The organism is Corynebacterium doosanense CAU 212 = DSM 45436 (genome assembly GCF_000767055.1).
GTDB classification, from domain to species: Bacteria; Actinomycetota; Actinomycetes; order Mycobacteriales; family Mycobacteriaceae; genus Corynebacterium; species Corynebacterium doosanense.
Window position 1 is genome coordinate 1,903,586 of record NZ_CP006764.1, and the last position, 26,178, is coordinate 1,929,763.

Sequence of the window (26,178 nt, forward strand, 5' to 3'; positions counted from 1 at the left end):
GGCGGCCCGTTCACCGCGGTGCACATATTAGAGTGAAGTTCTGTGAACTCCACCCTGCGCCTCCCGCGGTCCCCCGTCTGGCTCGTTGTTCCGGTGCTGTTGACGGCACTGGTCCTCGGCGCCTGGATCGTCGACCGCGACTCGCCGATGGGGCTGCAGTACCACATCGACACGGATGTCTACCGCGAGGGAGCGGCCGCGCTGCTGGCGGGCCAGCCCATCTACGACCTGGAATACCATGTCTTCGGCATCAACCTGCCGTTCACCTATCCGCCCCTGGCGGCCCTGGTGTTCACGCCCTTCGCGCTGGTTCCGCTCCCCATCGCCGGGCTGATCCTCAGCCTCGTCTCGCTGGTCTGCCTCTGGTGGACCGCCACGCTCGTGCTCTCCCACCTGGGCGCGGATCGCCCCCGCGTTCTCGCCCTGTGGCTGCTCCCCCTGCTCGGCCTGCTGGAGCCCGTCCGCGAGACGGTGGCTTTCGGGCAGATCAACCTTGTCCTGCTGGCTATGGTGGCCACGGATGCGTTGTACCGCTCCGGGCAACGTTTATCGACGGGCGTTCTCGCCGGCATAGCCGCCTCACTCAAACTCACCCCGGCGGTGTTTGTGGTGTATTTCCTCGTCCGCCGGCAGTACCGCGCGGCCGCCGTGATGGTGGGATCCGCCGTGGTCTCTACACTGCTGGCCGCCGCCCTGACCCCGAGGTTGTCGTGGCAGTACTTCACCGACACGCTGGCCAACACGTCCCGCATCGGCGACCCGGACTACCTCACCAACCAGTCCGTCTTCGGGCTTCTGGCCCGGGTGACGGGTCCGGCGGCCGCCGACCGGTTGTGGCCGGTCGCCGTGCTCGCCCTCTTGGCGCTCGCACTCTGCGCGGCCTGGCGGGTGCGCACCAACGCCCTGTCCACCCTCGCGGTGGTCAGCCTCATCGCGCTGCTGGCCTCGCCGGTGTCCTGGTCCCACCACTGGGTCTGGGTGGTGGTTCTCGCGGCGGCCTGCTGGCAGGGCTCCCGCTGGCTCGGCGCGGCCGTCTTTGCCGCGGGCGTCATCGCGCCGCACTGGCTGATGGGTGAGCAGCCGTGGTCGTGGTGGGAGCAGTTGCTGGGCAACGCCTATGTGCTGGGCGGGGTCGCGCTGCTGGTGCTCGCGGTGGCCGCGCCCGGCCGGTGGGGTGCGGCTAGCGGCGCACCAGAGCGGACCCGCTGACGCTCGGTTCCTGCCTGCGCGCCCACAGTCCGTGGATGGGCGGCGGGGCGATGGTCCACCCCAGCACCGGCACCCGGGCCAGAGCCCAGAGCGCCAGCCCGCCGAGGAACGAGATGGCCACCGCCGCCGTCATCCAGAAGTTGGTCGAGGCGATCCAGTGCCCGGCCTCCGCAGTGACCGGGACCTGCAGGCGGAACTGGGTGAAGTGGTAGACGAGGGTCAGGGCGATGGGGTGGCCCAGGTAGACCGGCAGGGTGTTGCGGCCGATGAACTGCAGCGACTGGGAGACCACCGAGATCTTTGACAGCAGCACCGCGATGGTGATGCCGGCCGGAAGCATGAGCACGTGCGTGGACAGTCGCACGAGAAGTTCGATCTCGGGGACACCCACCGTCGTTGCACCGGGCAGCGGCCAGGGAATGCTCATCTGGGTGCTGCCGACGATGTGTGCCCAGGCGATGAACAGTGCCAGTCCCGCCAGGTAGGCCGACATGGTCCCGGCCAGGCAGAGCGGGGTGAAGACCCGTCCGGAAAAGCGGGTGATCATCGGGCGCAGGAAGGCGCCGAGGAAGAAGATGGGCAGGTAGAGCACCGCCTTGCCGATCATGTGGAACTCCAGGTGCAGCGGCAGCGCCACCACGGGCACGAGGCTCGCGGCGATGGCCCACGGCACCGGTAGTTTCCTCGTCAGCCACAGTGCGATGTTGAACAGCACGAGGGCATAGAGGAACCACGCCATGTTGACCCCGAAGACCAGGGCCTTGAGGTAGTCCATGGCGGGAGGCATGGGCGCCTGGTGAACCAGGAGGTACTCACGGTTCTTCAGGTAGGTCTCCACCGGGACCCAGACGAGGTAGGGAACGAGGAAGAACCACAGGCGACGGGTGAACAGCTCGAGGAAGCTGAACCGGAAGATCTTGGTGGCGAACAGCCCGGAGATCAGGAAAAACAACGGCATGCGCAGGGGGTCGGCCATGGTGTTCGCCAGCGCCAGCGGGGAAAGCTCCGCCTCGGGCACGGCCATGGAGACGTGCAGGAAGATCACACCGAGGATCGACAGGCCCTTGGCCACGTCGGGCCACGCCATTCGGGTGGCCGCAGCAGTCTGGGACATGGCCACCCTCCCCTGTTGAAATTTCTCCGCGCCCCGCACAAAAACGCACGGAAAGCTACCTGAATGCCGCTGCCTGCGGGCAACCTTCAATCCATCCTAACCAGCGTCGCGGCACAAGGAAAAAGAGCACCTACTTCGCCGGCGTCTCCAGCCGGCCACCGGGCTGGGCGCCGTCGGGATAACCGTTGCCCTCGGCGAGGGACTTTTTCACCTCGGAGGCGTAGATGTCCACATACGGCTGTCCGCTGAGCTCGGCGATCACCTGCATGACGTGATCGGTGAACGGGCGGGTCACCTCGCGCGAGTCCGGGGTAAAGCCATGCTCGATCGCCCAGGCGTGGGGATCGATCGCCTCGCCGATCTTGATCCTGACCTTCACGGGGCGCAGGATCCAGGACCCGATGGGGTTGGCCTCCCGGGTGCCGATCATCGCGACGGGGATGACCGGGGCCCCGGTCGCCATGGCGATGCGGGCGATGCCCGTGCGACCGCGGTAGAGACGGCCGTCGGGCGAGCGGGTGCCCTCCGGGTAGATGCCGAAGATCTCACCCGGGTCGAGGACCGAGCGGGCGGCTCTGAGGGTGGCGTCACCGGCGTCCGCGGACTCCCGGTCGACGGGAATCTGGTTGACCGAGGTGAAGAAGAACCTCTGCATCCGGCCGACGAGGCCCGGGGTGGTGAAGTACTCGCTCTTCGCCGGGAACCGCAGCTCCCGTTTGAGCATCAGGGGCAGGTAGAGCGAATCCATGACCGCCAGGTGGTTCGAGGCTACGATGGCCTGGCCTTCCTCGGGGATGTTGTCCAGGCCCTCGGCCTCCACCCGGTTGAGGACGTGGAGTCCCGAGCCGATCGTGTACCGGTAGAATTCCCACCAATTCAGGGCCATGCGGTGTTTCTCCTCGTCTTCGGGGGCGTTGCCCGGTTCAGGAAAGCCGCGAACCAGGCAGAAGTTGACGTGCCAGATCTGCTACGCCGATCATACCGGCGGATCCGCCCAGCACCGCGGTGGCCACCCGAGGCGCAGGTCGATGGCCGCTGCCGACCATCGAGCCGGTCATCACCGAACACGCCCGGTCGAGGTAGAGGTCGGCGTCGCTGGCCACTCCCCCGCCGATGACGATGAGTTCCGGATCGAGAAGGTCCGCGACAAACGACAGGCCCAGCCCCAGCCAGTCGGCGAACTCCGCGAGCACCGCCACGGCGAGGGGATCGCCGAGCCGGGCGTCACCGACGACGGTCGAGCCGGTGACGTCGGCGCCGGTGCCCAGATCCTTGGCCAGCTGCGAATTCGGGAAGCGCGGAGCGAGTTCCCGGGCGGTGTCCACGAGCGCGGTTCCGGAGGCGTAACGCTCGAGGCACCCCTTCTTGCCGCAGGAACACAGGCGCGCGTCCGGCCCCGGTACGACGGTGAGGTGGCCGAACTCCGGGGCCGTGCCGAATGCCCCGCGGTAGATCTCCCCGTCGAGCATGAGCGTGGCCCCGATCCCGGTGCCCACGGCGAAAAAGACCCAGGTCCCGGCACCCTGTCCGGCGCCGTGGCGGTATTCGCCCCACGCGGCGGCGTTGGCGTCGTGCTCCAGGCGCACCGGCAGGCCGATCCTGTCGGCCAGAATGCTGCGCAGCGGCGCGTCCCGCCAGGGCAGGTGCGGCGCGAACCGCAGGTTCTCACACTGCGGGTCGAGAAAACCCGCCACCGCGAGGCCCACCGCTCCGACGTCATGACGGGAACGTAGGTCCGCCACCAACGCGACGATGGCCTCCTCGGCCTCCGAGCTGACCCGGGGCGTGGCGACGGACACCGTCTCCACGAGCCCGCCCCTCGCGTCGACGACGCCGGCACGAAGATTGGTGCCGCCGATATCGAAGCCGATGGTCAGGGCATCCGGGTGGGGGGTGGAGTTCATGGTTCCTCACATACTGCTGAGACGTGTCGTGCCGTCCTGCGAGGATATACCCAGCGCTGGACCAGGCCCGACTACGGGCCGGTGGTCAGTTCCCGGAGCCTGGCTCCGAAACGCCCCCAGGTCCACAGTGAAGACACGTATCGACGCCCCGTCTCCCCCATCGCCGCGCGGCGGCCGGGGTCAGCGAGCAGGGCCGAGATCGACCGGGCGATCTGCTCCCGGCTGCGCCCGCTGACCACTTCTCCCGCATCCGCGTGCACAGCCTCCGGCGCCCCGCCGGAATCACCGGCGACCACGGGGACCCCGCAGGCCTGGGCCTCCAGGTACACGATGCCGAGCCCCTCGACGTCCAGACCCGCTCCCCGCGTCCGCGCGGGCATGCTGAACACGTCCGCCGCGGCGAGCACGTCCCGCATGTCCTCCCGCTCGAGTGCGCCGGTGAACACCACCCGATCCCCGAGATCGTCGGCGAGGCGACGCAGGCGTCGCTCCTCCGGGCCGGTGCCGACGATGACGAGCCGCGCGTCCGGGAACTGCCGGTGCACCTGGGGCAGGGCTGCGATGAGCTGGTCCTGGCCCTTGCGTCTCACCAGCCGGGAGATGCACACCACCAGTGGTTCGTCGCCCCAGCCGAACCGGTGGCGGGTACGGGCCCTCTCCTCGGCGGAAGCCGGGTGGAAAAATGCCGAATCCACCCCGGAGGGCAGGTGGACGTACTCCGGATGCGCGCCGAAGGCCGGCTCGATGCGGCCTCGGGTGTAGTCGGAGATGTAGGTGACGGTGTCCACGTGGTTCCCGATGCGTCGCAAAGCCTGCCGGGCACCGGGCGTCATGGACCAGCCCACCTCGTGGCCGTGGGTCGACGCGATGATGGTCCGGGCTCCGGCCTTCCGCGCGGCGGGAGCCATGAGGCCCAGGGGCGCGGCGGCGCCGAACCACACGGTCTCGATCCGGAACTCGCGGATGATGGCACTCATCGCGGCCTCGGTCGCGGGAGTGGGGAGCATTACCGATCGCGGCCAGCGGATGATCTTCCAGTCAGATGCCGCGTCGTAACGGGCCGCGGCCGCGGGATCCTGGGTGGAGGCGAAGACAACCACCTCGCGGGGATCCAGGGTGCCCACAAAGTCCCGCAGATAGGACTGGATCCCGCCCACGGTGGGGGCGAAATCGTTGGTCACCAGCAGGGTCCGGGACATGTCCGACATCGAGCCAGCCTCCCCGCCCGGGCTAGTACCGGGCTGCGCCCTGGAACGGCATGGAGTCTACCGAGACCACCTGAACGGGAATGCCGTAGTCCGAGGCGTGGACCACCTGACCGTTGCCGATGTACATGGCCACGTGCGTGACTCCGGGGTAGTAACCCACGATGTCACCCGGCTGGAGCTCCGCCCGGGACACGGGCGTGCCCCCGGCGAGCTGTGCCTGGGAGGTACGCGGGATGGACTTGCCCTCTTGCTGGTACGACCAGAACATCAGTCCCGAGCAGTCGAAGGCGTCCGGGCCGGCAGCACCCCAGGAGTACGGGGCACCCAGGCGGGTGAGCGCGGAGGCGACGGCGCCGTCAGCACCGACGCCGGCGGTGTTCGGGGTGAGCGGGTTGTCCTTGTTCTGCCACCTGGACAGCAGGGCCGGGTCAAGCGCGTCGACCTGGGACTGGACTGCGGCGACCTGCTCCTGCAGGGCGGCCTGCTGGGCGGCGAGATCTGCGCGCTGGGCCTCGAGCTCTGCCTGGTGGCGTTCGAGATCGTTATGGGCGGTCTCGGCCTCACGCTGGTTGTTCGCGAGCTGCGAGCGAACCCACGCGGCCTCCGCGACGGCGGCGTTCGCCCGCGTGGCCAACTGCCCGGCCTCGACATTGTCGGACTTCAGCTGGGAGAGTTCCTCGCTGGCGTCATCGGCCAGGACTCCCATGTAGGAGACCCGGTCGATCATCGACTGCGGGTCCTCGGCGCGGGCCGCGTTGGTCAGCGGGTCGACCACCACACCGCGGTAGGTCGCCGACGCGAGATCGTCAAGCTTCGACTGGACCGCATCCTGCGAGGCGCGAGCCGCATCCGCGAGCGCCGCAGCGCCTGCCGCCTCTTCGTCCAGGCGAGCCAGCTCTGCACCGGCACCCGCCGTCGCCGCGGTGGAGGCATCGACCTTGAGCTGGGAATCCTCGATCAGATCGCCAGTCTCGTCGATCTGCTCCTCGAGGGCGAGCACCTGCTCATTGGCCGCGGCCGACTCGCGGGAGAGCTCCTCCATGTTGGAGATCATGGTGTCCACGTCGTCCGCACCCGCGGAAGCGGAGATGAACGAGGTGCCCCCTACGGCGGTGGCGGAGAAGGCGGCGACGACGGCCAGGGAACGTGCACGGGCAAAGCGGAGGTGAGGCTTGTTCAAGAATCTGACTCTCTGAGGAGCGGCCCGGGCCTGGGGAGGCGGGCGGCGCGGGGACCAGCAGCGATGAGCGGCGCCGGTGCATTCACGGATGATCGTACTTCACACACCGGGCACGCGCCAGCAGGGCCCGGTGGGCGAAATGGCCCCCTCACCTCGCCGATAAGCGGAGGTAAGGAGGCCATGAGGCCTGGCGGCCGTGGGAGCGTAGTCTCAGCGGCCGCGCAGACTAGAAGCGGAACGCGGAGTGGATCGGCATGTAGTCGATCGGGCGCTCGGTGACGGGGGAACCGGAGTTCAGTGCGTCGATCATCATGCCGTTGCCGGTGTAGATGGCCACGTGGGAGGCGCCACCGTAGTAGGCGATGATGTCGCCCGGCTGCAGGTCGCTGATGGCCACCTGCTGGCCGGCAGCGGCCTGGGCCTGCGAGGTACGGGGGATGGTCTTGCCGGACTGGGCGTAGGCCCAGGAGGTCAGACCGGAGCAGTCGAAAGCGCTGGGGCCGGCTGCGCCGTAGACGTAGGGGGCACCGACCTTGGAGCGGACGGCGTCAACGACGGCCTGGTTGCCGGAGGTGGGGGCTGCAGCGGTGACCGGGGCGGCAGCTGCGGTGAAAGCCTCGACCGCCGGAGCGGCCTGGCCTGCGAGAGACGGGATGTACTGCTCGACGCCCGGGATGTTTGCGACACCCGGGATGTTTTCAACGCCCTGAACCTCGACACCGAAACCGGTGCCGGGAACGGCAACCTCGGCGGCGGAGGCGATACCGGGGGTAAGAACGCTCATGGTGGCGACCGCAGCGGATGCTGCGGCGATACGGCGGGTGGTGCCGGCGTTCTGACTACGGTGCTTGGCCACGAAAAAATCTCCAACTCATTTGTTTGCCGACCGGGCTGCTCGAGGAGAGCCTCCGAGAGGAAGCTCACCCTTAGCCACTCGCGGTACCCGGATCGGGTTCCGCTCGTATATCCCAGTTCCCTCGGCCCGTCCCCATTGCCGGGACGATGGCCGAGAGAGTTCGGCATTACTGTTCAGTTCGGACTGCGGGACCCTGTGGCTATCCGCAATGTCTCGAATAGGTTACGAAATTGCAACAAACATGTCCAGCCGCAGGCTTCGTTATCAGTCCGTAATGCAATGGAGACCATTCCTCCACCATTGGATCGGCCCATTTGCACGGTCAGTGACGAGGCCTCACTTGGCCAGCAAAAAGCCGCTGACCGGAGCGTTTGGCGCCGCCCGCGCGACCAGCTCGGCACGCCACCCCAGGCGACGGGGACGCCAGACGACGTTGATGTGTCCTTCGTCACATGCTTGACCTATGTCCCCGGAACAGCAAAAATCCCCGCCGTCACGCTGGTGCGTGAGGGCGGGGATTTCTGGCTGATCGACGCGGCTGCTGTTAGTCCAGGAAGCCGTTGCGGCGATCCTGCTCGCGGTTCGCCTCGGTGAGGTTCTCGAACATTTGATGCTCCTCGTGGGCGTTCTCGTCCACGTGTGCCTGACGCTTTGCAGCGATGGCGTCGGAGTCGGGCGAGAACCAGCCACCGTGCGATTGGGAGTCGGCCAGGCCGAGCTCGTTGAGCTGCTTCGGAACCCGGGCGCCCGCGTACTCCAGCGGGATCGCATGACCGTGGGCGTCGACCTTGCCCAGGGGCTGGTGGATCTCGATGAACGCGCCGTTGGGCAGCATCTTGATCGTGCCGGTCTCGATGCCGTGCTCCAGCACCTCGCGGTCGTTGCGCTGCAGGGAGACGCAAATGCGGTAGGTGATGAAGTACGCCAGCGGCGGGAGGATGACCAGGCCGATGCGGCCGAACCACGTCATCGCGTTCAGCGACACCTGGAAGAAGTGCGCCACGTGGTCGTTACCGCCGGAGATGGTCACCAGCGCGAAGAACGTGATGGCCATTGCGCCGATGCCGGAACGCGTCGGGGCGTCGCGGGGGCGCTGCAGCAGGTTGTGGTGCGCATCGTCGCCGGTGGCCCACTTCTCGATCCACGGGTAGGCCATGAGCAGTCCGACCATGGCGCCGGCCACGAGCATGACCCAGAACGCGCCCGGGATGGTGTAGTTGCCCAGGTAGAGCTCCCACGCCGGCATGACTCGGGCGAGGCCGTCCGTCCACAGCATGTACACGTCAGGCTGGGAGCCCGCGGAGACCTGCGAGGGGTTGTACGGGCCGAGGGTCCAGATGGCGTTGATCGTGGTGAGACCGGACATCAGGGCAAGCACGCCGGCGGTGATGAGACCCATGCCGATGGCCTTGGTGGCGAACACCGGCATGATGCGGATACCCACGACGTTGTTCTCGGTGCGTCCCGGCCCGGGGAACTGGGTGTGCTTCTGGTACCAGACCAGCAGCAGGTGGGCCGCGATGAGCGCGAGGATCAGACCCGGGAGAACCAGGACGTGAAGGATGTAGAAGCGGTCCAGCATGAGGTCGGACGGGAAGTCGCCGCCGAAGATCGCCCAGTGGAGCCAGGTGCCCACGATCGGCAGGCCGATGATGATGGCCGACATGATGCGCAGGCCGACGCCGGAGAGAAGGTCGTCCGGGAGGGAGTAACCGAGGAAGCCCTCGATCATGCCCATGAGGATCAGGGTGCAGCCGATGATCCAGTTGGCTTCACGCGGGCGACGGAACGCGCCGGTGAAGAAGATGCGGAGCATGTGGGCGACCATGGACATCATGAACATCAGTGCGGCCCAGTGGTGCATCTGACGGATGAACAGTCCACCGCGGACCTCGAAGGAGATGTTTAGTGCGGTGGCGTAGGCGCGGGACATCTCGACGCCATTGAGCGGGAGGTATCCCCCGTCGTAGATCACTTTGGTGATCGACGGGTCGAAGAAGAGTGCCAGGTAGACACCGGTCAGCAGCAGGATGATGAAGCTGTAGAGGGCCACCTCACCGAGCATGAACGACCAGTGGGTCGGGAAGACTTTGTTGAGCTGCGGGCGAAGCAGACCGGCCACGGTGTAGCGCGAGTCGATGTTGTTCGCGGCAGCCGCCATGCGGTTGTCGGGTTTCTTGCTCATTAGGACTTACGCTCCCAGAATGCCGGGCCGAGGGGTTCGATGAAGTTGCCCTCGGCGATGAGATAACCCTCTTCGTCGATCGTGATCGGGAGCTGCGGCAGTGCGCGCGCGGCGGGACCGAAGATCGGCTTGCCGTGCTGCAGAGCGTCGAACTGCGACTGGTGGCACGGGCAGAGAATGCGGTTCGTCTGCGCCTCGTAGAGCGAGGTCGGGCAGCCGATGTGGGTACAGATCTTCGAGTACGCGTAGTAGTCGCCGTAGTGGAAGCTCTCCTGGCCCTCACGCTCGATGACACGCTCGGCATCACTGTTACGCAGGCGGATCAGCATGACAGCATTTCGCGGGCCGTGAATTGAGTGCATGTGGTTCTCGTAGGCGTGCGACTCCGGGTTGTACCGGTCGCCGTCGTTCACGTCCTCTTCGGCCAAGGGGTACACCGTCTCCATCGCACCGGAAGAGAGGTCTTCGGGGCGAACGCGAACCAGTCGGCTCAGACCGGCAGTGGTGAAGTGAGTGCCGCTCTCCCCCTCGTACTTCTCGGCGATGGTGCCGATGTCACGGGCGAGGTAGAGCTTGACGCCCTTCTCCTGCAGCGTCCAGCCGGAGGTCCACAGCGTGCCGTCTCCGTTGTAGTCGAGCTCGTGGGCGCGCCACGGGTTCTTGATGGCTCCGCCCAGGGGGGCGACCACGACGAGGCCGAAGAGCAGACCGGCACCGCCGAGCAGACCCTTGATGGCCGTGCGTCGACCCAGCGTGGAGGTGGTCCAGGCGTCGTTAAGCAGTGCCGTCACGGTGCGACGGTCGACCTCGTCCGACGGGCCGTCGTGGCGCCGCTGGATGGAGATCTCCTCGGGGATGAACCCCTTGACGTAGAGGTTCACGCCCATGCCTAGGGCGAGGATGGCGATGCCAGCGGTGAGGCCGAGCATCGGGGTGTAAAGGGTGTGGAAGACGTGGCCCTCATCGCCGAGCGCACGGTAGTGCCACGGCCAGAAGAGGTAGGTGGCCAGGAATCCCAGGGCCGCCAGGATGGAGATGGCCAGCCAAATGGCGACGCCGTTGGCGGCACGCTTCTCGTTGGGGTCGTTCTCCACCGGCCACCGATCCTTACGGAACGCTACGGTGACGCCGTCCATCTCGGTGCCGAGAGCGGCCAGTTCGGCCTGGCTCATCGACGCGAGTTCTTTCTCCGTGTAAGTCTTCTTCACGTCGTTGCTCATGAGCGCGATCCAATCCACATAGCTGCTCCGATAAGAGCGGTGATACCGATGAGCCACATTGCCAGCGCCTCAGAGACGGGGCCGAGGCCACCCAGGCCCCAGCCGCCGGGGCTGCTGGTCTCCTTGGAGGACTTGATGAAGGCGATGATGTCCTTCTTCTCGTCCGCCGTCAGCTGGCGATCGGAGAACCGGGGCATGTTCTGCGGGCCGGTGAGCATGGCCTGGTAGATCTCCTGCTCGTTCGCGGGGTCGAGACCCGGGGCGTACTTGCCGGAGGACAGCGCGCCGCCGCGACCGGTGAAGTTGTGGCAGGACGCGCAGTTCAGGCGGAAGAGCTCGGAACCGCGGGCGACGTCGCCGGCCTGGGTCTGGCCGTCGTAGTTCGCGCCACGGAGTTCCTCCATGGCGATCGAACCGTCTTCGTTGGTGACCAGGCCGGGACCGCCACCGTTGGCGGCGACGTAGGCAGCGAGTGCCAGGGTCTGCTGCTCCGTGTAGCGCGGGGTCTTGCGCTCCGCCTGCGCGTCGTTGGACATCATCGGCATACGGCCGGAGTGGACCTGGAAGTAGACGGAGCCGGAACCGACTCCGACGAGAGAGGGCCCGCGGTCCTGGACGCCCTGCAGGTTGGCGCCGTGGCAGGTGATGCAGGCGACATCGTAGATGTCTTTGCCCTCCTGGATCATCGCCTGATCGTCGAGCTGCGCGGTGGCGACCTGGGCGTCGGGGGTCAGCGCCGTAGCGAGGACGCCGGCACCGGTGAGCCCGACCGTCAGCGCGGCTGCGCCTGCGGCGGTCTTGCGCATCTTGCGGCGACGACGGGACTGCTTCACCGCGACAGAGGCTGTGCCCTGCTCTGGTGCGGAGTTGGAATTGGTATCCATCGATTTCCCTTGTGTGCTGTGAAGGTGGAGAAGTCAGTGTCTGGCCTGGGCCGGCGAACCGGGCCCGGGGTGAACTACTGAATCAGGTAGAGGATGGTGAAGACGCCGATCCAGATCACGTCGACGAAGTGCCAGTAGTAGGACACGGCCATGGCGGCGGTGGCCTGTGCCGGCGTAAACTTCGACTTACCCACGCGGAGGAGGATCACCACGAAGGCCAGGAGGCCGCCGATGACGTGGGCCATGTGGAATCCGGTGATGATGTAGAACACCGATCCGTAGACACTGCCCTGGATCGTAATGCCCTCCCGGATCATCTCGGAGTACTCGAAGCCGACCAGGCCGAGGAAGATCACGCCCAGCGCGATCGTCGCGGCGTACCACTTTCGAAGTCCGTATACATCTCCCTTCTCAGCTGCGAAGACGCCGAACTGCGAAGTCACGGAGGAGGCGAGGAGGATCGCGGTGATGATGGCACCGAGAACCACGTTGAGATGGGCGGTATGTTCCGCCCAGTCGCCTGCCTGGCCGTTCGCACGCGACGTGAAGTACATCGCGAACAGTCCGGCGAAGAACATTAATTCCTGGGACAGGAACACAATGGTGCCGACACTGACCATGTTGGGTCGGTTCAGTGCGGGCACACGCTGTGGTGCTGCCATGCTTGGGTTAGTTACTGCGCTCGTCACGCATAACAGTATGGCGGGAATGTGCCCAGAAGTCACCTTGACTACCCCCGAAGATTTTCCATCCCGCGTCGGCTCACCTGCGGTTTCTGTAGATTTGCGTCCTCGGGGCAGTTTTTTTTGGGTCGTCCGGAACTTTTCCCCCGGCTGTCCGACGCGTGAATCGGAATCGTCCCCGCTGGTCAGCGCTTCCACGGTCCCCCACCGCTCATCGCGCATACTCTGGCATTCATTCTAGCGCCTGCGCCGCGCCCACTTGGCAGGTTCGGCGATGTGCCCAAAGAGATTGATGTCACTCTCTTTTCGGCGGCACCCTCACCGTCACCAACTTTTGGATGACCCCCACCTCGGACAGGCCCCCGAGGCATTTCTCGCAACGACCCTGCCCCTGCGCGACACAACGTGGTCACTCCAACCTGACATGGGAAGCAGAAAACCCGCAGCTCCACGGGGGAAGCGGCGAGTTCTTGAGACAGGAGGCAAGTAATTAGTGCTTTTCCTTCGGCAGGCCGTACTGCAGCGAGAGCATGGTGCAGGCCCAGACGAGCATGATGGCACCGAGGGCGATCATCCAGAAGTAGAAGAAGATGATGCCGTAGCCGAGCACAGCGATAGAGACGGCCATGGCGAAGGGCCAGATGGAACTGGGCGAGAAGAAGCCGAGCGTTCCGGCTGCGTCTTCGACTTCCGCCTCCTCGAAGTCCTCGGGGAGCAGATCCATGCGGTTGGTGGTGAACTGGATGTAAGCACCCAGCATCATGGCCATAACGAAGGAGAGCAGCAGCGCCGGCCCTCCGGCCCATTCCATGCCGTAGAGGTAGGCGTCATCCTGGACCCACATGGTGCCCAGAATGTAGATGACGGTGACCACGCCGAGGAAGGCTGCGATCGAGAACATGACTTTTGCACCGGGACGCATTTTCTTTTCTCCTTATTTCTTGATGCCGTGAGGTGAAGAGCGGGGAGCTATGCGCCCAGCTGGACTGCGTTGTCGCCGTCGCGGGTCTGGCGGTCGGAGTTGAAGGGCTGGGTGGTGGTGGCGAAGGGCTCTTCGCCGATGGCGGCGAGCGCCTCCGAGTTGGGTGCGTCCGGGTTAGCGGTACGGAACTCCATGTACTCGGTGAAGGCCTCCGGGGAGACGACACGCAGCTCGAAGTTCATCATGGCGTGGTAGGTACCGCACATCTCGGCACAGCGGCCGACGTAGGCACCAGGCTCGATGGACTCGATCTGGAAGGCACGCTCCTGCTGGTTGGACTCCGGGTGGGCGTACACGTCGCGCTTAAACAGGAATTCGGGGACCCAGAAGCCGTGAGAGACGTCTCCAGAGGCGAGACGGAATTCAACCGGGGTGTTGGCGGGGAGGACCATAACCGGGATCTCCTCAGTCGTGCCGAGGGTCTCAATTTCGTTAAAGTTGAGATACGACTGATCGCCCATCGACTCGCCATGGATCGGGTTGGCATTCTTCATGTCTTCGGGATCACGAGCAGACTCCTCTGCGAGAGCTTGGCGCTCCTCGTCAGTACCGACGTACGCTTGGCCGTTCGGCATAAGATTCCCCGAAACGTCAGCGTAGCCGAATTTCCAGTTCCACTGGAACGCGGTGACGTCGACTGTGACCTCGGGGTTCTTGTCCAGAGCAATGACCTTCTGCTGCGTCTGCACCGTGAAGAAGAACAGGGTCATGACGATGAGGATAGGAACCACCGTCAGCACGAGTTCGAGCGGGATGTTGTACTGCAGCTGCCGCGGGAACTCACCCTTGCCACGCTTCTCCTGGGCCTTACGGTTCCAGGAGAAGATGGCCGTGAGCATAAGGCCCCACATGATAGCGCCGATGGTCCAGGCTGCGAGCCAGACCCACACCCAGAAGTTGTACATCGACTGGCCCTCAGGGGTCACCGGATCCGGCCACCCCATATCGAGGATGTTGGCCATGCCCGAAGGCATTGCCACGTCACAACCGACCAGGGCGACGGCGCCCAGGACGATGGATGCGCCGAAACCGGCCTTGCGGGCGATTCCGCGCTTCATTCGCTGTTCCACGTGTGTCTGCCTTCCTGTCCACACTCATGTGAATGCCGTGCTTATGCATTCCTACCTTTGCAGGATAGTGGATGAACCGCGGAACTTTCGCTTTGTCGGGGAGCGGGATTTTCCCCGGCCACCGATATCCACCCCGCGGGTTGGCCGGGGTTTCCCAGCCCCGTTGCAGGTGGCGGCGAATGACGGAGGAAACCGGTGGCAGAGGCCTGTATTCCAATTCACAACCCCTCGCCCGCCCCATCATCCGAAAGTTTGCACCTATTCGGGGATCGAGTGCCCCCGCTCCCCCATCCCACCCATCACCACCCGGCCATCCGCGCAGGCTCGGAGTGCCGTTACTCCGATCCGCCCGCCCGGATCTAGAGTGTGGGGAGCTGTCCGACGACGGTGGCGGCTCCGCCATTCGCCGACGACCTTATATATAAGGAGTACTTCCACTTCATGTGCGGCCTAGTAGCAATGCTGACCTCCGGTGCCACTGCCGGCGACTACACCGATGCGATGAGCAGTGCCCTGCCCTGCATGCGCCACCGCGGCCCCGATGCCGCAGGTACCTGGCACGACGATGACGCCCTGTTCGGCTTCAACCGCCTGGCCATCATCGACCTCGAGCACTCCCACCAGCCGCTGCGCTGGGGCCCGGAGGACAACCCGGAGCGCTACGCCCTGGTCTTCAACGGCGAGATCTACAACTTCATCGAGCTGCGCGAGGAACTCCAGGCCGCCGGCCTGACGTTCCACACCGAGGGCGACTCCGAGACCATCGTCGTGGGGTTCCACCACTGGGGCGCCGAGGTCGTGCAGCATCTGCGTGGCATGTTCGCCTTCGCCATCTGGGACACCGAGACCCGGTCGATGTTTGTCGCGCGTGACCAGTTCGGCATCAAGCCGCTGTTCTACGCCACCACCGAGGCCGGCACCGTGTTCGCCTCCGAGAAGAAGTCCATCCTGGAGATGGCCGACGCCATCGGTCTCGACCTCAGCCTTGACCGTCGGGCGATCGAGCACTACGTCGACCTGCAGTACACCCCGGAACCGGAGACCCTGCACTCCGCGATCCGCCGGGTGGAATCCGGCTGCACCGTCACGCTCTCCCCCGGCGGCGAGGTCGTTTCCGAGCGCTACTTCACCCCGAATTTCCAGGTCACCTCCGTGCCCAAGGGCGGGGAGCAGGAGCTCTTCGACCGGATCGCGGCCGCGTTGGAGGATTCCGTCGCCAAGCACATGCGGGCCGATGTCACCGTGGGCAGCTTCCTCTCCGGAGGCATCGACTCCAGTGCCATCGCGACGCTGGCCAAGCGCCACAACCCCAACCTGCTCACCTTCACCACCGGTTTCGAGCGCGAGGGTTACTCGGAGGTCGATGTCGCCGCGGAGACGGCGGAGGCGATCGGGGTCGAGCACATCGTCAAGATCGTCTCTCCCGAGGAATACGCCGCGGCGGTCCCCAAGATCATCTGGTACCTCGATGATCCGGTTGCCGATCCATCCCTGGTCCCGCTCTACTTCGTCGCCGAGACCGCCCGTAAGCACGTCAAGGTGGTGCTGTCCGGTGAGGGCGCCGACGAGCTGTTCGGCGGCTACACCATCTACAAGGAGCCACTGTCGCTCGCGCCCTTCGACAAGGTGCCGTCCGCCCTGCTCAAGGGCCTGAACACCCTCAGCCGGGTGCTGCCCGAGGGCATGAAGGGCAAGTCGCTGCTCGAGCGTGGCACCCAGCCCATGGAGTCCCGCTACTACGGCAACGCGCGCAACTTCAATTTCGAGCAGCTGCAGCGGGTCATCCCCTGGGCCAAGCCCGAGTGGGACCACCGCGAGGTCACCGCCCCGATCTACGCCGAGTCCGCGCGCCTGGGCATGGACCCGGTGGCCCGGATGCAGCACCTGGATCTGTTCACCTGGATGCGCGGCGACATCCTGGTCAAGGCCGACAAGATCAACATGGCCAACTCCCTCGAGCTGCGTGTCCCGTTCCTGGACAAGGAGGTGTTCGAGGTCGCCCAGACCATCCCGGCGGATCTGAAGATCGCCAACAACACCACCAAGTACGCGCTGCGCAAGGCCCTGGAGCAGATCGTCCCGCCGCACGTGCTGCACCGCAAGAAGCTCGGGTTCCCCGTGCCCATGCGCCACTGGCTCGCGGGTGACGAGCTCTTCGGCTGGGCCCAGGAGCAAATCAACGCCTCGCAGACCGACGACATCTTCAACAAGGCCGCGGTCCTGGAGATGCTCGACGAGCACCGCGCCGGCGTGTCCGACCACTCCCGTCGCCTGTGGACCGTCATCGCGTTCATGATCTGGCACGGCATCTTCATCGAGAAGCGCATCGACCCGCAGGTGGAGCAGCGCGACTACCCCGTCCAGCTCTAGAAGAACGGCGCTTATCGACGCCCGTATGCCGCCCAGGCTGCGGGCGTCCCGCCATTTCCGGGTGAATAAATCGGCTGGTCCGGCCGCCGCGGCAACATAAAGTTCCCAGTTCTGACCCGTTCCCGCCACTGAAGGATCACCCGTGAAAACCACCCTCCGCCTCTCCGCTCTGGCCTGCGCCCTGGCCGCCTCGGCCGCGCTCGCCGGCTGCTCTAACGCAGACGACACCACGACGCTGCGCATCGCCGCCTCGTCAACCCCGCACGCGGAGATCCTCCAGCACGCCGAGGACGCGGGCATGCTCGGTGACACCGATCTGGACATCTCCATCATGTCCCGGGCCGCGGAGGGCAACATCGCCGTCTCCAACGGCAGTCTCGACCTCAACTACCTGCAGCACACCCCGTTCTTCGACGACTGGGTGGCCGAGAGCGACGTGGAGAACCTGGTCAACCTCGGCGACGTGCACCTCGAGCCCCAGTCGATCTACTCCCGCGACCTGAAGTCGGTGGCGGACATTCCCGACGGCGCGCAGATCCTCGTCCCCCAGTCCGGCTCGGACTACGCCCGGGCGCTGCTCATCCTGGAGGACGCCGGCCTGCTCACCCTGGACCGGAGCGGGGTGGCGAGCCTTTCCGCGCTGACCGACGCCAACATCGCGGAAAACCCGCGGAACCTGAAGATCACCGGCGTGGAGGACGATGTCGTTCCCCACGCCATGGAGGACCCCGATGTCACCGCCGCGGTGATGAGCTCCAACTACGCTCTGCAGGCAGGCATCGTCGACTTGGCCATCTTCACCGAGTCGGCGGAGAACAGCCCGTACGGCAACATCGTGGTCGCCTCCGCGGGCTCGGCCGATTCGGCGGAGGTGGCCGAGCTCATGTCCGCGCTGCAGTCGCCCGAGATGGCCGAGTGGATCCGCGCCGAATACGACGGGGTGGTCATCCCGACCCACTAGGAGGAGACGTCGAAAAGCGAGCTACCAGCCGATGGAGGCCAGGTACTCCCGGGAGTCCCGGATGCAGTCGAACGGGTCACGGCCGTAGGTGAGATCCTGCTCGATGAAGAAGAACTCCGCGCCCGCAGCCTGCGCCGCGGGCAGGAGATCCGCCCAGTTCATGTTGCCCTGGCCCACCTCGGCGAACTCGATGATGTTGACGAACTTGTCGTAACCCTCCATCACCCTGCCCTCGGTGAACAGGTCCATCGCCTCCTGCGGGAGCGAGGTCACCCGGTAGTCCTTCACGTGGATGAGGCGGCACACGCCCGAGTACTCCTTGAGCATGTCCAGGGGCGCCATGCCGCCGCGCTGGACCCAGTGCAGGTCGACCTCGAACTGGAGGTTCGGCGCGACCCGGCGGACGACGTCGAAGATGCGCTCACCGTTGGCGTATTTGTGCAGGTCAACGTGGTGGTTGTGGTAACACAGGGTGATGCCGTCCGCGGCGAGCTTGTCCGCCCACGGCCCGACTTCCGCGGCCCACGTCTCGGTGGCCTCCAGCGACACCATCGCGTCGAAGGGCATCATGCCGATGCGCACGAAGTTGACCCCCAGGCGTCGGCAGTCGGCCACGATCTTGTCGTAGTGCTCCTGCAGGTTGTCGCTGTTGGCCATGGGGCCGGGCTTGAGCGCCACGGACAGCGCACCCACGGCGATCCCCAGCTCTCGGACCCCCCGCTTGAGCGCGGCGGTGTTCTCCTCGTCCATGGGGATCTGGGACACCTCGACGGAGGCGATGTCCAGCTCTTTGAGTTTCTCCAGGACCGGGTACATGCCCTCCTCGGCGACCTGGTCCTTGAGCATCATCATCTGTACGCCCATGTCAGCCATCAGGAACGCTCCTCAAACTTGCCCTCTTCGCGGATCCGCTTGTTCAGTTCCTCGAGGTAGGTCTTCTCGTCGAAATCGGTCAGGTCGATCTCCTTGCCCGTCCAGGAGGACAGGTGGATGCTGTTGGCGAGGCGGACGGCGTGGATGCCGTCGGCACCCGGCGCGAGCAGTTCTTCCTCGCCGTTGATGGCGGCGGCGAAGTTGCGCAGGACCTCGGCGTGCTGCGCGCCCCACTGGGACTCGTATTCCGTGGTCTCGGTGGTCATGTAGAGGTCGATGTCCATCTGGCCGGTGAAGAGTTTCTTCACGGCCTCCATGTCCATGTCCCGGGAGAGCACCTGCTCGTCCTCCTTGAGGCGGGTGATGGTGACCTTCTGTGAGTCCTCAACGACGATCTTGCCCCGGTCCAGGAGAATCTCCAGGCGGTCGGTGCCGACCATGTCGTGCGTGGCGGTGATGAAGGTGCCGGTGGCGCCGTCGTCGAAGCTGACCAGCGCAATGACCTCGTCCTCCACGACGATGTCGCGGCGGAATCCGTACTGGGCCTTGGCGAAGACGGACCGGGGCACGCCGCACATCCACTGCCAGAGATCCAGCTGGTGGGGCGCCTGGCTGACCAGCACGCCGCCACCTTCTCCTCCCCAGGTCGCGCGCCAGTCGGACTGGTCGTAATAACCCTGCGGACGCCACCAGTTGGTGATCAGCCAGGAGGTGTGGCGCAGTTTACCCAGCTCACCGGAGTCCATGATCTCCTTGATGTCCTTGTAGAGCTGGTTGGTGCGCTGGTTGAAGAAGACACCGAACTTGAGTCCGGGCGTGGTCTCTGCGATGGAGATGAGTTCCCGGGCCTGTTTGGTGTACAGACCGACGGGCTTCTCGACGAGCGCATGCACCTCATTCTGCAGTGCATAGATGCCCATCTCGGGGTGCAGGTAGTGCGGCACGGTGGTGACCACGGCGTCGACCTCGCCGGAGGTGATCATCTCCCGGTAATCCGTGAAGAACGGGACCCCGAGTTCGTCGGCACGCTTCTTCTTCTCCGGGGATCTGCTGCAGATGGCCCCGAGGGTCATGCCCTCGATGCGGTTCTCCTCCAGCAGGTTGGCGTACATGCCACCCTGGGCGCCCAGGCCGATGATGCCCAGGCGAACATCGTTACTCATGTGTGCTCCTTGTGTGGTTGTCTGACCAGTAATAGATGGCTTTGGCGATGCCCAGCGAGGCCATCGCCTCCTTCGGTCCGATCCAGAAGGCCCCCGGACGGTCCAGCTGTTCGTAGAAGTCCCGGGTGAGCAGTTCGTGACTCACCCCCCAGTAACTCCTTCCCTCCGTGTCCTGCGTGCGCTCCTGGTAACGGTCGACGCGGCCGTCCTTCCAGGTCACGGTCAGTCCGTCGCTGAGCTCGACGAGCGCCTTCGCGGTGTCGATCTCGATCTCGACAGCCCGGTGGCGGGAGTTGGTCAGCGTGCCGTAGAAGCTCGTGCGCACTACGGTGTCGTGGGTGAAGTAGGCGTGGGCCGTGTCCTCCACGTCGACGACGTCGCCGTACTTGTCCGTGGAGACCATGCCCTTGACGTCGGTGACCGGGCCGAGCAGCCACTGCAGTAGGTCGAGCGTGTGGATCGCCTGGTTCATGAGCAGTCCGCCGCCCGAGCGGTGCTGCTGTCCGCGCCAGGGTTTCGCGGTGTAGTGGCCTGGGGTCCGGGTCCAGACGACCGAGGCGTACGCCCCGTTGACGTTACCCAGCTCCCCGGAGTCGAGCAGGCGGCGCAGCTCGCGCGAGGAGGCGTTGTACCGGTTCTGGTAACACACGCCGACCTTCGGTGCGTCGGGGTTCTCCGCCAGGTAGTCGAGCAGCCGCCGGGCGTGCTGGAGTTCGTTGGCCAGCGGCTTTTCCACGATGACGTGGACACCCGGCGCGAGCGCCTCGAGCACGAGGTCGACATGTTCGTCGTGGGGCGTGGTCACGTGCAGGACGCCGATGTCCTCCTCGGCCAGCAGGGTGGTGAGGTCGGAGTAGGCGTTGGCCCCGGTGCGGGCGGAGGCGTCCCGGGCGGCGTCGGGGTTGCTGTCGGCGACGGCCACGAGTTTCAGCCCGAGCTCGTCCGAGAGCGCGTCGACGGCCTCGAAGTGCACGGTGGCCACGTCTCCGCAGCCGGCGAGGGCGATGTTGGTCATGTCTCCTCCGTTCCTACTTGTATTCGGCGTCGACGGAATCGAGGATGCCGGTCAGCGCGTCGTATGCGCTGGTCCACAGGTCGGGGCCGCACAGTCCGCCGAACTCGTCGAAGTCGCCGAGGTGCGGTTCGATGGAGACCAACCCGTCGTAACCGGCGTCCCGGAGGTGCGCCAGGAGCTCCGGGTACTGGCCGGCTCCCTGCCCCGCCGGGGTGATCACTCCGATCGGATGTGTTCCCGGTGGGCACGGTCGCGTCCTTGACGTGCACGTAGTCGACGTACTCCCCGACCACAGGCCAGGCCTCGTCGAAGGGGCGAAATCCCGTCTGCACGTAGTTGGCCGCGTCGTAGATGGACCGGTAGTTAGGCGAGTCGATGGTGGCGATGAGGTCCCTGACCCGCTGGGGGGAGTCCCCGTAGATTCCCTTCTCGTTCTCGTGCAGGAGGATGACATCCCCCACCTCCGCGAGCTCCACCATGGCCCGGGTGCCGCGGATGACTTCGTCGCGGTGGTCGGCGGGGTTGTCCCCCTCCGGGATGAAGAAGGAGAACATCCGGATGTAGCGGGTGCCGAAGTATCTGGCCACCTCGACGCCGTGGCGGGCGCGCTCGAGCTGTTCCTCGAAGGGGTCGGTGATGAGGATCTTGCCCAGGTCGGACCCCACGGACGAGAGGGTGATCCCGGCCGCGTCCAGGGCCCGCTTGGCCTAGGCCAACTGCTCCGGGGTCTGGTCCAGCACCTTGGTCTGCCAGGCGCTGCGGTACTCCACATGCCGGATGCCCAGCTTCGTCAGCAGGGCGATCTGCTCGTCGAGCTCGTGGGCGATCTAATCCGCGAATCCGGTGATGGTGAACATGTGTTTCCTAACTCAATCGCTGGGCCGAGGTCATTGGGATTACTTTTTGACCCTACCCACCCAGACCCCACCGAGGTAGAGAATCTTTGTTTTCACCCCCGCAGTTTCCCGGGCCCGTCCGGCGCCCCTCTGCGGGGAAACGCTCCCGCCACCGCGGCTTATCGACGCCCCATTCGCCCACCCACCCCACCCCCACGGAGCAGCAACTTCTTGCCGCCCGAGAGGCACCGACCTACTCCCCCAGAACGACTGCTGGTGCGGGGATCACCTCAGAAAGGCCCTCCGGTCGCGCCGGCCGCCCGGCCGTCGCAAGCTCGAAATATTGTTTCCCCACAGAAATTTTACCCCCCGTACATATGCGACCGCGACACATATTTGTCAAATGGTATCAGAATTCATACTTTCCGTGTTCAAATTAACACCAGGTTAATTCCCTAACCGTCCAGACCCCCCGGAGGTTCCCCTTAAGTACTGCGATCCCCACCACTACCCCGACCACCGTCGAACGCGACGTCCGCCCCTTCGGTATCCGCGACAAGGTCGGATACATGTTCGGCGACTTCGGCAACGATTTCACGTTCCTTCTCCAGTCCTCGTTCTTCATGCTCTTCTACACCAACGTCGTGGGCATCACCCCTGGCCACGTCGGTACCCTCCTGCTTGTCGCTCGCATCGTCGATGGATTCACCGATGTCGGCATGGGCATCATCGTCGACCGGCTCCCCAACAAGGCTGCCGGGTTCCGCTTCAAACGCTGGATCAAGTGAATCGCCATCCCTGTGGCCGTGGCCTCCGCGCTGATGTACGCGTCGTTTGTCGCCGACTTCGACTCCTACGGAGCAAAGGTCACCTGGATGGTGGCCACCTACTTCCTGTGGGGCTCCGTGGCCTACACCGCCATCAATATCCCCTACGGCTCCATGGCCTCCGTCATCTCCGCTGACCCGGACGACCGCGCGCACCTCTCGGTGTGGCGCTCCACCGGCGGCACCCTAGCCAACATCGCCATCACCACCGCGCTGCCGCTCATCGTCTACGTCTCCAACGAGGCCGGCGTCTCCGTCCTCTCGGGTAACCGCATGATGTGGTCGGCCGTCGGCTGCTCCGTCCTCGCTGTCATCTGTTACGCACTGCCCTACTCGCTGGTCACCGAACGGGTCGTCCGGACAGAATCGGCCGAGGAGACCCACGTCGGCATCGGCGCCATGCTAGGTTCCGTCATTTCCCACCGCGCCCTGCTCGGTCTCATCGTCGCGGCGCTGTGCCTGCTGCTGTCCATGATGTTCCTCATGGGCATGCTCGGCTACCTGTTCCTCGACGTCTACAACGACGGTCGGCTGCAGTCGCCCGCCTCCCTGCTGGGCATGGCCCCTTCGCTGGTGCTCATCGTGTTAGCCCCGATACTCGCGCACCGATTCGGCAAGGCCGAGGTCGGCATCGTGGCCATGCTCATCTCCGGCGTCCTCATGCTCGTGGCATACTTCCTCAAGATCGACAACCCCTGGGTCTGGATCAGCTTCTATGCGGTGGCGACCTTCTGCATCAGCGTCTTCAACTTCCTCATCTGGGCACTGATCACAGACGTCATCGACTACCAGTAGGTTCGCACCGGCTCCCGCGATGACGGCACCGTTTACGCCGTGTACTCCTGGGCCCGCAAGCTCGGCCAGGCACTCGCCGGCTTCCTCGTCGGTGCCAGCCTGGCCTGGATTGATTTCGACTCCACCCTGGCATCTTCCGGTCAGGCCCAGAGCCAGGAAGCGATCGACGGTATCTGCATGCTGGCCGACGTCGTGCCCGCCGTCGGCACGATCCTCGTCGCTCTCGCGCTGCTCTTTCTCTACCCGCTGAAGACAAAGAAGGTCGACGAGAACGTCGCCATCCTCCAGGCTCGCCGCCCCGGTGGATGATGCCGAGATCGAGACTCTCTAACCCCCACACGCGACACACAACGCCCCCTCCGCCTGTTCAGGCGGAGGGGGCGTTCGCAGTGACGCGACAGCGTTCTAGTTGAACGAGTCTCCGCAGGCACAGGAGCCGCCTGCGTTGGGGTTGTCGATGGTGAAACCCTGGGACTCGATGGTGTCCGAGAAGTCCACGGTGGCACCCATGAGGTAGGGCACAGACATCTTGTCCACGACGAGGTTCACGCCGCCGATGGTGTCGACCTTGTCACCGTCGAGGGTGCGGTCATCGAAGTACAGCTGGTACCGGAGGCCGGCGCAGCCGCCGGGCTGCACGGCGATGCGGAGCGAGAGGTCGTCGCGGCCTTCCTGATCCAGCAGCCCCTTGGCTTTAGCTGCGGCGGCTTCGGTGAGAACGAGGCCGGTGGCGGATGCGGATGCGGGTGCGGTCATGATGTTGTCTCCTTCTGCTTTCCTGCTGGGCCGGTGCGCGGTGTCTGGTCAGACATGCGGCCGGTGAGGCGGGATTCTTCTTCTGGATCGGTGGCGAATGTACGACGTTGTCCGAATTCGACTATACTCCCACCCCGGGACGGGTGTCAGCTCCCCTCGCGGGGGAATCCCCGACGAGCAGCGGCTGTTCAAACCCTTCAACACGGACTCGAGCCCCCGCATTCCCGAACCGGACCTTAGGCCTTGTAACCTGGTGAATGTGAAACTTCCGTGGCAGAAAACCGAGAACTCCGCCGGCTCCGGCTCCACCCCCGCGTCCGCCCTCATCGGCGAGACCGAACAGTCTGAACGGACCGGACATGCCGGCCAGCCCCGGCCGAAGGGTTACACCCCGCCGAAGGCCAGGCCGACGCCGAAACGCCGCGAGCAGGAGATCGAGCGCGGAGTGATCCGCGACCCCCATCGCCAGACCCCGGCCACCGCCGGCAAGCGGCGCAAGGAACTCAAGGCCTCCATGTCGAAGGAGGAGTGGAAGGAGTACCGCCGCAAGGAGCGCGCCGAGTCACAGGAGCGCAACCGCGCCGAGCGCGAGCGTCTCGACTCCGGCAAGGTGCTCATGGCACGGGACCAGGGAGCGGAGCGCGCCTTCGTCCGCGACTGGGTGGACTCGCGCCGATTCTTCAACAACCTGTTCATGCCGTTTGCGCTGGTGATGCTGCTGTCGCTGTTCATCTCCACGTTCTCGCCGACCCTCTCCACCATCATCACCTCGGTCATGATGGTGGCCATCGTGGCCTTCTTCATCGAGGGATTCATCATCGGCCGCCGCGTGAACAACGCGGTCCGGGAGCGTTTCCCGGAGACCTCGGAGTCCAGCTGGCGGCTGGGCTTCTACGCCTATTCCCGAGCCACCCAGCCGCGCCGCTGGCGCACCCCGCGCCCCCGGGTTGAGCTCGGCGCGGACGCCTGATTCCTCCGCGAAGAGAAACTGGGGCCACCGTGGATAACAACGCCGCAATTTTCGCCGACATCCCCGCGCCGGACGCGCTGAGCGCCGACCGCATGCGGGAGATCCTGCTGTCCACGCCCCGGGGCCTCTCCTACGGCCGCCTCGTCGAGGTCGGCGCGTTGGCGGCCTCCTGGCAGGCCAGCGTCCCGCCCGCGCCCATCACCCAGGCCCGGACCGTCATCTTCGCCGGTGACCACGGCATCAGCGGATCCGACATCTCCGCGTTTTCCCCGTCGGCCTCCGTGGAGATCGCGGAGGAGATCCAGGCTGGCGGCGGCCCGGTCCACGTCCTGGCCCGCGCCGCGGGTTCGGCCGTCCGGCTGGTGGACATCAGCCTCGACCGCGAGGCCTGGGGTGACGAGCGGGTCTCCCGCTCCTGCCCACCCATCGACCGCGCGGACGCCATGACCGCGGAGGATCTCCACCGGGCGCTGGAGATCGGTCAGCGGGTAGCCGACCAGGAGATCGACGCCGGCGCCGACCTGCTTGTCCCCGGTGATCTCGGGGTGGGTCTCACCACCGTCGCTGCTGTCGTCATGGGTGTTCTCACGGGCACCGAGCCGGTCGCGGTGGTGGGTCCGGGCTCCGGGACCACGGATGAGATGTGGAAGCGGAAGGTCACGGTGCTTCGCGACGCCATGTTCCGCGCCCGCGGCCTCCGGCGCGAACCCCTGGCGGTCCTGCGCACCGTCTCCTCCCCCGACTTCGCCGCGCTCGTGGGATTCATCGGCCAGGCTGCCTCGCGGCGCACGCCGGTGCTTCTCGACGGCGCCCCCGTCACGGCCGCGGCCTTCGTCGCGGACCTGCTCGCCCCCGGAGCCCGCGAGTGGTTCATCGCCGGCCAGCTCTCCCCCGAGCCCGCGCACCTGCTCGCGCTCCGTGAACTCGGCCTGACTCCACTGGTGGCGCTGAACATGTCCACCGGGCAGGGGACCGGCGCGCTGACGGCGCTTCCACTCATCGCCGCCGCCTGCGAGCTGGCCGCCGACGAGGCAGCGGCCCACGCGGGAGCGCGGGCCGTCGCGGAGGGCTCGGCCGAGGTGGAGCTGGACAGCGAGCTGTAGGTCCCCGGCGAGGG

At 65.7% G+C, this 26,178-nt stretch carries 22 protein-coding genes and 2 pseudogenes; 6 read left to right on the forward strand and 18 right to left on the reverse strand.

Going from position 1 to position 26,178, the window contains the following annotated elements; all coding sequences use genetic code 11:
• Positions 1 to 42: 42 nt before the first annotated feature.
• Positions 43 to 1,209, forward strand: coding sequence for a glycosyltransferase 87 family protein (locus CDOO_RS09325; RefSeq protein ID WP_018020851.1), 1,167 nt, complete (start codon positions 43 to 45; stop codon positions 1,207 to 1,209).
• Here the strand turns inward: CDOO_RS09325 and CDOO_RS09330 are convergent.
• The 12 genes from CDOO_RS09330 to ctaC all read right to left on the reverse strand — a co-directional run bounded on the left by CDOO_RS09330 (position 1,181) and on the right by ctaC (position 14,483).
• Positions 1,181 to 2,323 carry an acyltransferase family protein gene (locus tag CDOO_RS09330; RefSeq protein ID WP_020384518.1) on the reverse strand — a complete coding sequence of 381 codons (1,143 nt, stop codon included), beginning with the start codon at positions 2,321 to 2,323 and terminating at the stop codon, positions 1,181 to 1,183. The two genes, CDOO_RS09325 and CDOO_RS09330, sit on opposite strands and share 29 nt — an antisense overlap.
• Positions 2,324 to 2,453: 130 nt before the next feature.
• Positions 2,454 to 3,209: a lysophospholipid acyltransferase family protein gene (locus CDOO_RS09335; RefSeq protein ID WP_018020849.1), complete on the reverse strand. Its 756-nt coding sequence runs from the start codon at positions 3,207 to 3,209 to the stop codon at positions 2,454 to 2,456.
• A 37-nt stretch (positions 3,210 to 3,246) separates the two neighbouring features.
• Positions 3,247 to 4,227: an ROK family protein gene (locus tag CDOO_RS09340; protein WP_018020848.1), complete on the reverse strand. Its 981-nt coding sequence runs from the start codon at positions 4,225 to 4,227 to the stop codon at positions 3,247 to 3,249.
• A gap of 71 nt (positions 4,228 to 4,298) precedes the next feature.
• Positions 4,299 to 5,435 carry a glycosyltransferase family 4 protein gene (locus CDOO_RS09345; RefSeq protein ID WP_018020847.1) on the reverse strand — a complete coding sequence of 379 codons (1,137 nt, stop codon included), beginning with the start codon at positions 5,433 to 5,435 and terminating at the stop codon, positions 4,299 to 4,301.
• A 22-nt stretch (positions 5,436 to 5,457) separates the two neighbouring features.
• Positions 5,458 to 6,615 carry an NlpC/P60 family protein gene (locus tag CDOO_RS09350; RefSeq protein WP_018020846.1) on the reverse strand — a complete coding sequence of 386 codons (1,158 nt, stop codon included), beginning with the start codon at positions 6,613 to 6,615 and terminating at the stop codon, positions 5,458 to 5,460.
• 226 nt (positions 6,616 to 6,841) lie between these two features.
• Positions 6,842 to 7,471, reverse strand: a complete 630-nt coding sequence (locus tag CDOO_RS09355; protein WP_018020845.1) for a C40 family peptidase — start codon at positions 7,469 to 7,471, stop codon at positions 6,842 to 6,844.
• 544 nt (positions 7,472 to 8,015) lie between these two features.
• A complete protein-coding gene (gene qcrB / locus CDOO_RS09360) occupies positions 8,016 to 9,656 on the reverse strand; it encodes a cytochrome bc1 complex cytochrome b subunit (protein ID WP_018020844.1) in 1,641 nt (546 codons plus the stop codon).
• Positions 9,656 to 10,876 carry a cytochrome bc1 complex Rieske iron-sulfur subunit gene (gene qcrA, locus CDOO_RS09365; protein ID WP_018020843.1) on the reverse strand — a complete coding sequence of 407 codons (1,221 nt, stop codon included), beginning with the start codon at positions 10,874 to 10,876 and terminating at the stop codon, positions 9,656 to 9,658. The genes qcrB and qcrA overlap by 1 nt, the downstream gene beginning before the upstream one ends.
• Positions 10,873 to 11,682 (reverse strand): cytochrome bc1 complex diheme cytochrome c subunit, encoded by an 810-nt coding sequence (qcrC, locus tag CDOO_RS09370; RefSeq protein WP_425389153.1) that lies wholly within the window; start codon positions 11,680 to 11,682, stop codon positions 10,873 to 10,875. Before qcrC ends, qcrA begins: the two co-directional genes overlap by 4 nt.
• A 152-nt stretch (positions 11,683 to 11,834) precedes the next feature.
• Entirely contained in the window at positions 11,835 to 12,449 is a 615-nt protein-coding gene (gene ctaE, locus CDOO_RS09375) for an aa3-type cytochrome oxidase subunit III (protein ID WP_428829103.1), read from the reverse strand.
• A 484-nt stretch (positions 12,450 to 12,933) separates the two neighbouring features.
• Positions 12,934 to 13,365, reverse strand: coding sequence for an aa3-type cytochrome oxidase subunit IV (ctaF, locus tag CDOO_RS09380; RefSeq protein ID WP_026159198.1), 432 nt, complete (start codon positions 13,363 to 13,365; stop codon positions 12,934 to 12,936).
• Positions 13,366 to 13,412: 47 nt separating this feature from the next.
• Positions 13,413 to 14,483, reverse strand: coding sequence for an aa3-type cytochrome oxidase subunit II (ctaC, locus tag CDOO_RS09385; protein ID WP_018020839.1), 1,071 nt, complete (start codon positions 14,481 to 14,483; stop codon positions 13,413 to 13,415).
• 453 nt (positions 14,484 to 14,936) lie between these two features.
• Here ctaC and asnB point away from each other — a divergent pair, with 453 nt between their 5' ends.
• Together asnB and CDOO_RS09395 are read left to right on the forward strand one after the other, a co-directional pair.
• On the forward strand, positions 14,937 to 16,865 hold the full coding sequence (asnB, locus tag CDOO_RS09390; protein ID WP_026159196.1) for an asparagine synthase (glutamine-hydrolyzing): 1,929 nt from the start codon (positions 14,937 to 14,939) through the stop codon (positions 16,863 to 16,865).
• Positions 16,866 to 17,007: 142 nt separating this feature from the next.
• Complete coding sequence (locus CDOO_RS09395) at positions 17,008 to 17,826, forward strand: MetQ/NlpA family ABC transporter substrate-binding protein (RefSeq protein WP_018020837.1); 819 nt, start codon at positions 17,008 to 17,010, stop codon at positions 17,824 to 17,826.
• Positions 17,827 to 17,847: 21 nt separating this feature from the next.
• Here the strand turns inward: CDOO_RS09395 and CDOO_RS09400 are convergent, their stop codons facing one another.
• The 5 genes and pseudogenes from CDOO_RS09400 to CDOO_RS14385 form a co-directional block, all read right to left on the reverse strand.
• The gene (locus tag CDOO_RS09400; RefSeq protein WP_018020836.1) at positions 17,848 to 18,699 is read right to left on the reverse strand and encodes a sugar phosphate isomerase/epimerase family protein; all 852 of its coding nucleotides are present in this window, start codon (positions 18,697 to 18,699) and stop codon (positions 17,848 to 17,850) included.
• On the reverse strand, positions 18,699 to 19,862 hold the full coding sequence (locus CDOO_RS09405; protein ID WP_018020835.1) for a Gfo/Idh/MocA family protein: 1,164 nt from the start codon (positions 19,860 to 19,862) through the stop codon (positions 18,699 to 18,701). The genes CDOO_RS09400 and CDOO_RS09405 overlap by 1 nt, the downstream gene beginning before the upstream one ends.
• Positions 19,855 to 20,877, reverse strand: a complete 1,023-nt coding sequence (locus CDOO_RS09410; RefSeq protein WP_018020834.1) for a Gfo/Idh/MocA family protein — start codon at positions 20,875 to 20,877, stop codon at positions 19,855 to 19,857. Before CDOO_RS09410 ends, CDOO_RS09405 begins: the two co-directional genes overlap by 8 nt.
• A 13-nt stretch (positions 20,878 to 20,890) precedes the next feature.
• Entirely contained in the window at positions 20,891 to 21,097 is a 207-nt protein-coding gene (locus CDOO_RS14380) for a hypothetical protein (protein ID WP_018020833.1), read from the reverse strand.
• Between the two features lie 46 nt (positions 21,098 to 21,143).
• Positions 21,144 to 21,542: pseudogene (locus tag CDOO_RS14385) on the reverse strand (sugar phosphate isomerase/epimerase family protein); the annotation flags it as partial.
• Positions 21,543 to 22,336: 794 nt separating this feature from the next.
• Between CDOO_RS14385 and CDOO_RS09420 the strand changes: the two are divergent.
• A pseudogene (locus tag CDOO_RS09420) lies at positions 22,337 to 23,644 on the forward strand (MFS transporter).
• A 96-nt stretch (positions 23,645 to 23,740) separates the two neighbouring features.
• On the opposite strand, the gene CDOO_RS09425 reads toward CDOO_RS09420, so the two are convergent.
• Complete coding sequence (locus CDOO_RS09425; protein WP_018020828.1) at positions 23,741 to 24,091, reverse strand: HesB/IscA family protein; 351 nt, start codon at positions 24,089 to 24,091, stop codon at positions 23,741 to 23,743.
• Positions 24,092 to 24,350: 259 nt separating this feature from the next.
• Between CDOO_RS09425 and CDOO_RS09430 the strand changes: the two genes are divergently transcribed.
• Together CDOO_RS09430 and CDOO_RS09435 are read left to right on the forward strand one after the other, a co-directional pair.
• A complete protein-coding gene (locus tag CDOO_RS09430) occupies positions 24,351 to 25,061 on the forward strand; it encodes a DUF3043 domain-containing protein (protein WP_018020827.1) in 711 nt (236 codons plus the stop codon).
• A 92-nt stretch (positions 25,062 to 25,153) separates the two neighbouring features.
• Positions 25,154 to 26,164, forward strand: coding sequence for a nicotinate-nucleotide--dimethylbenzimidazole phosphoribosyltransferase (locus tag CDOO_RS09435; protein WP_051063972.1), 1,011 nt, complete (start codon positions 25,154 to 25,156; stop codon positions 26,162 to 26,164).
• Positions 26,165 to 26,178: the final 14 nt, after the last annotated feature.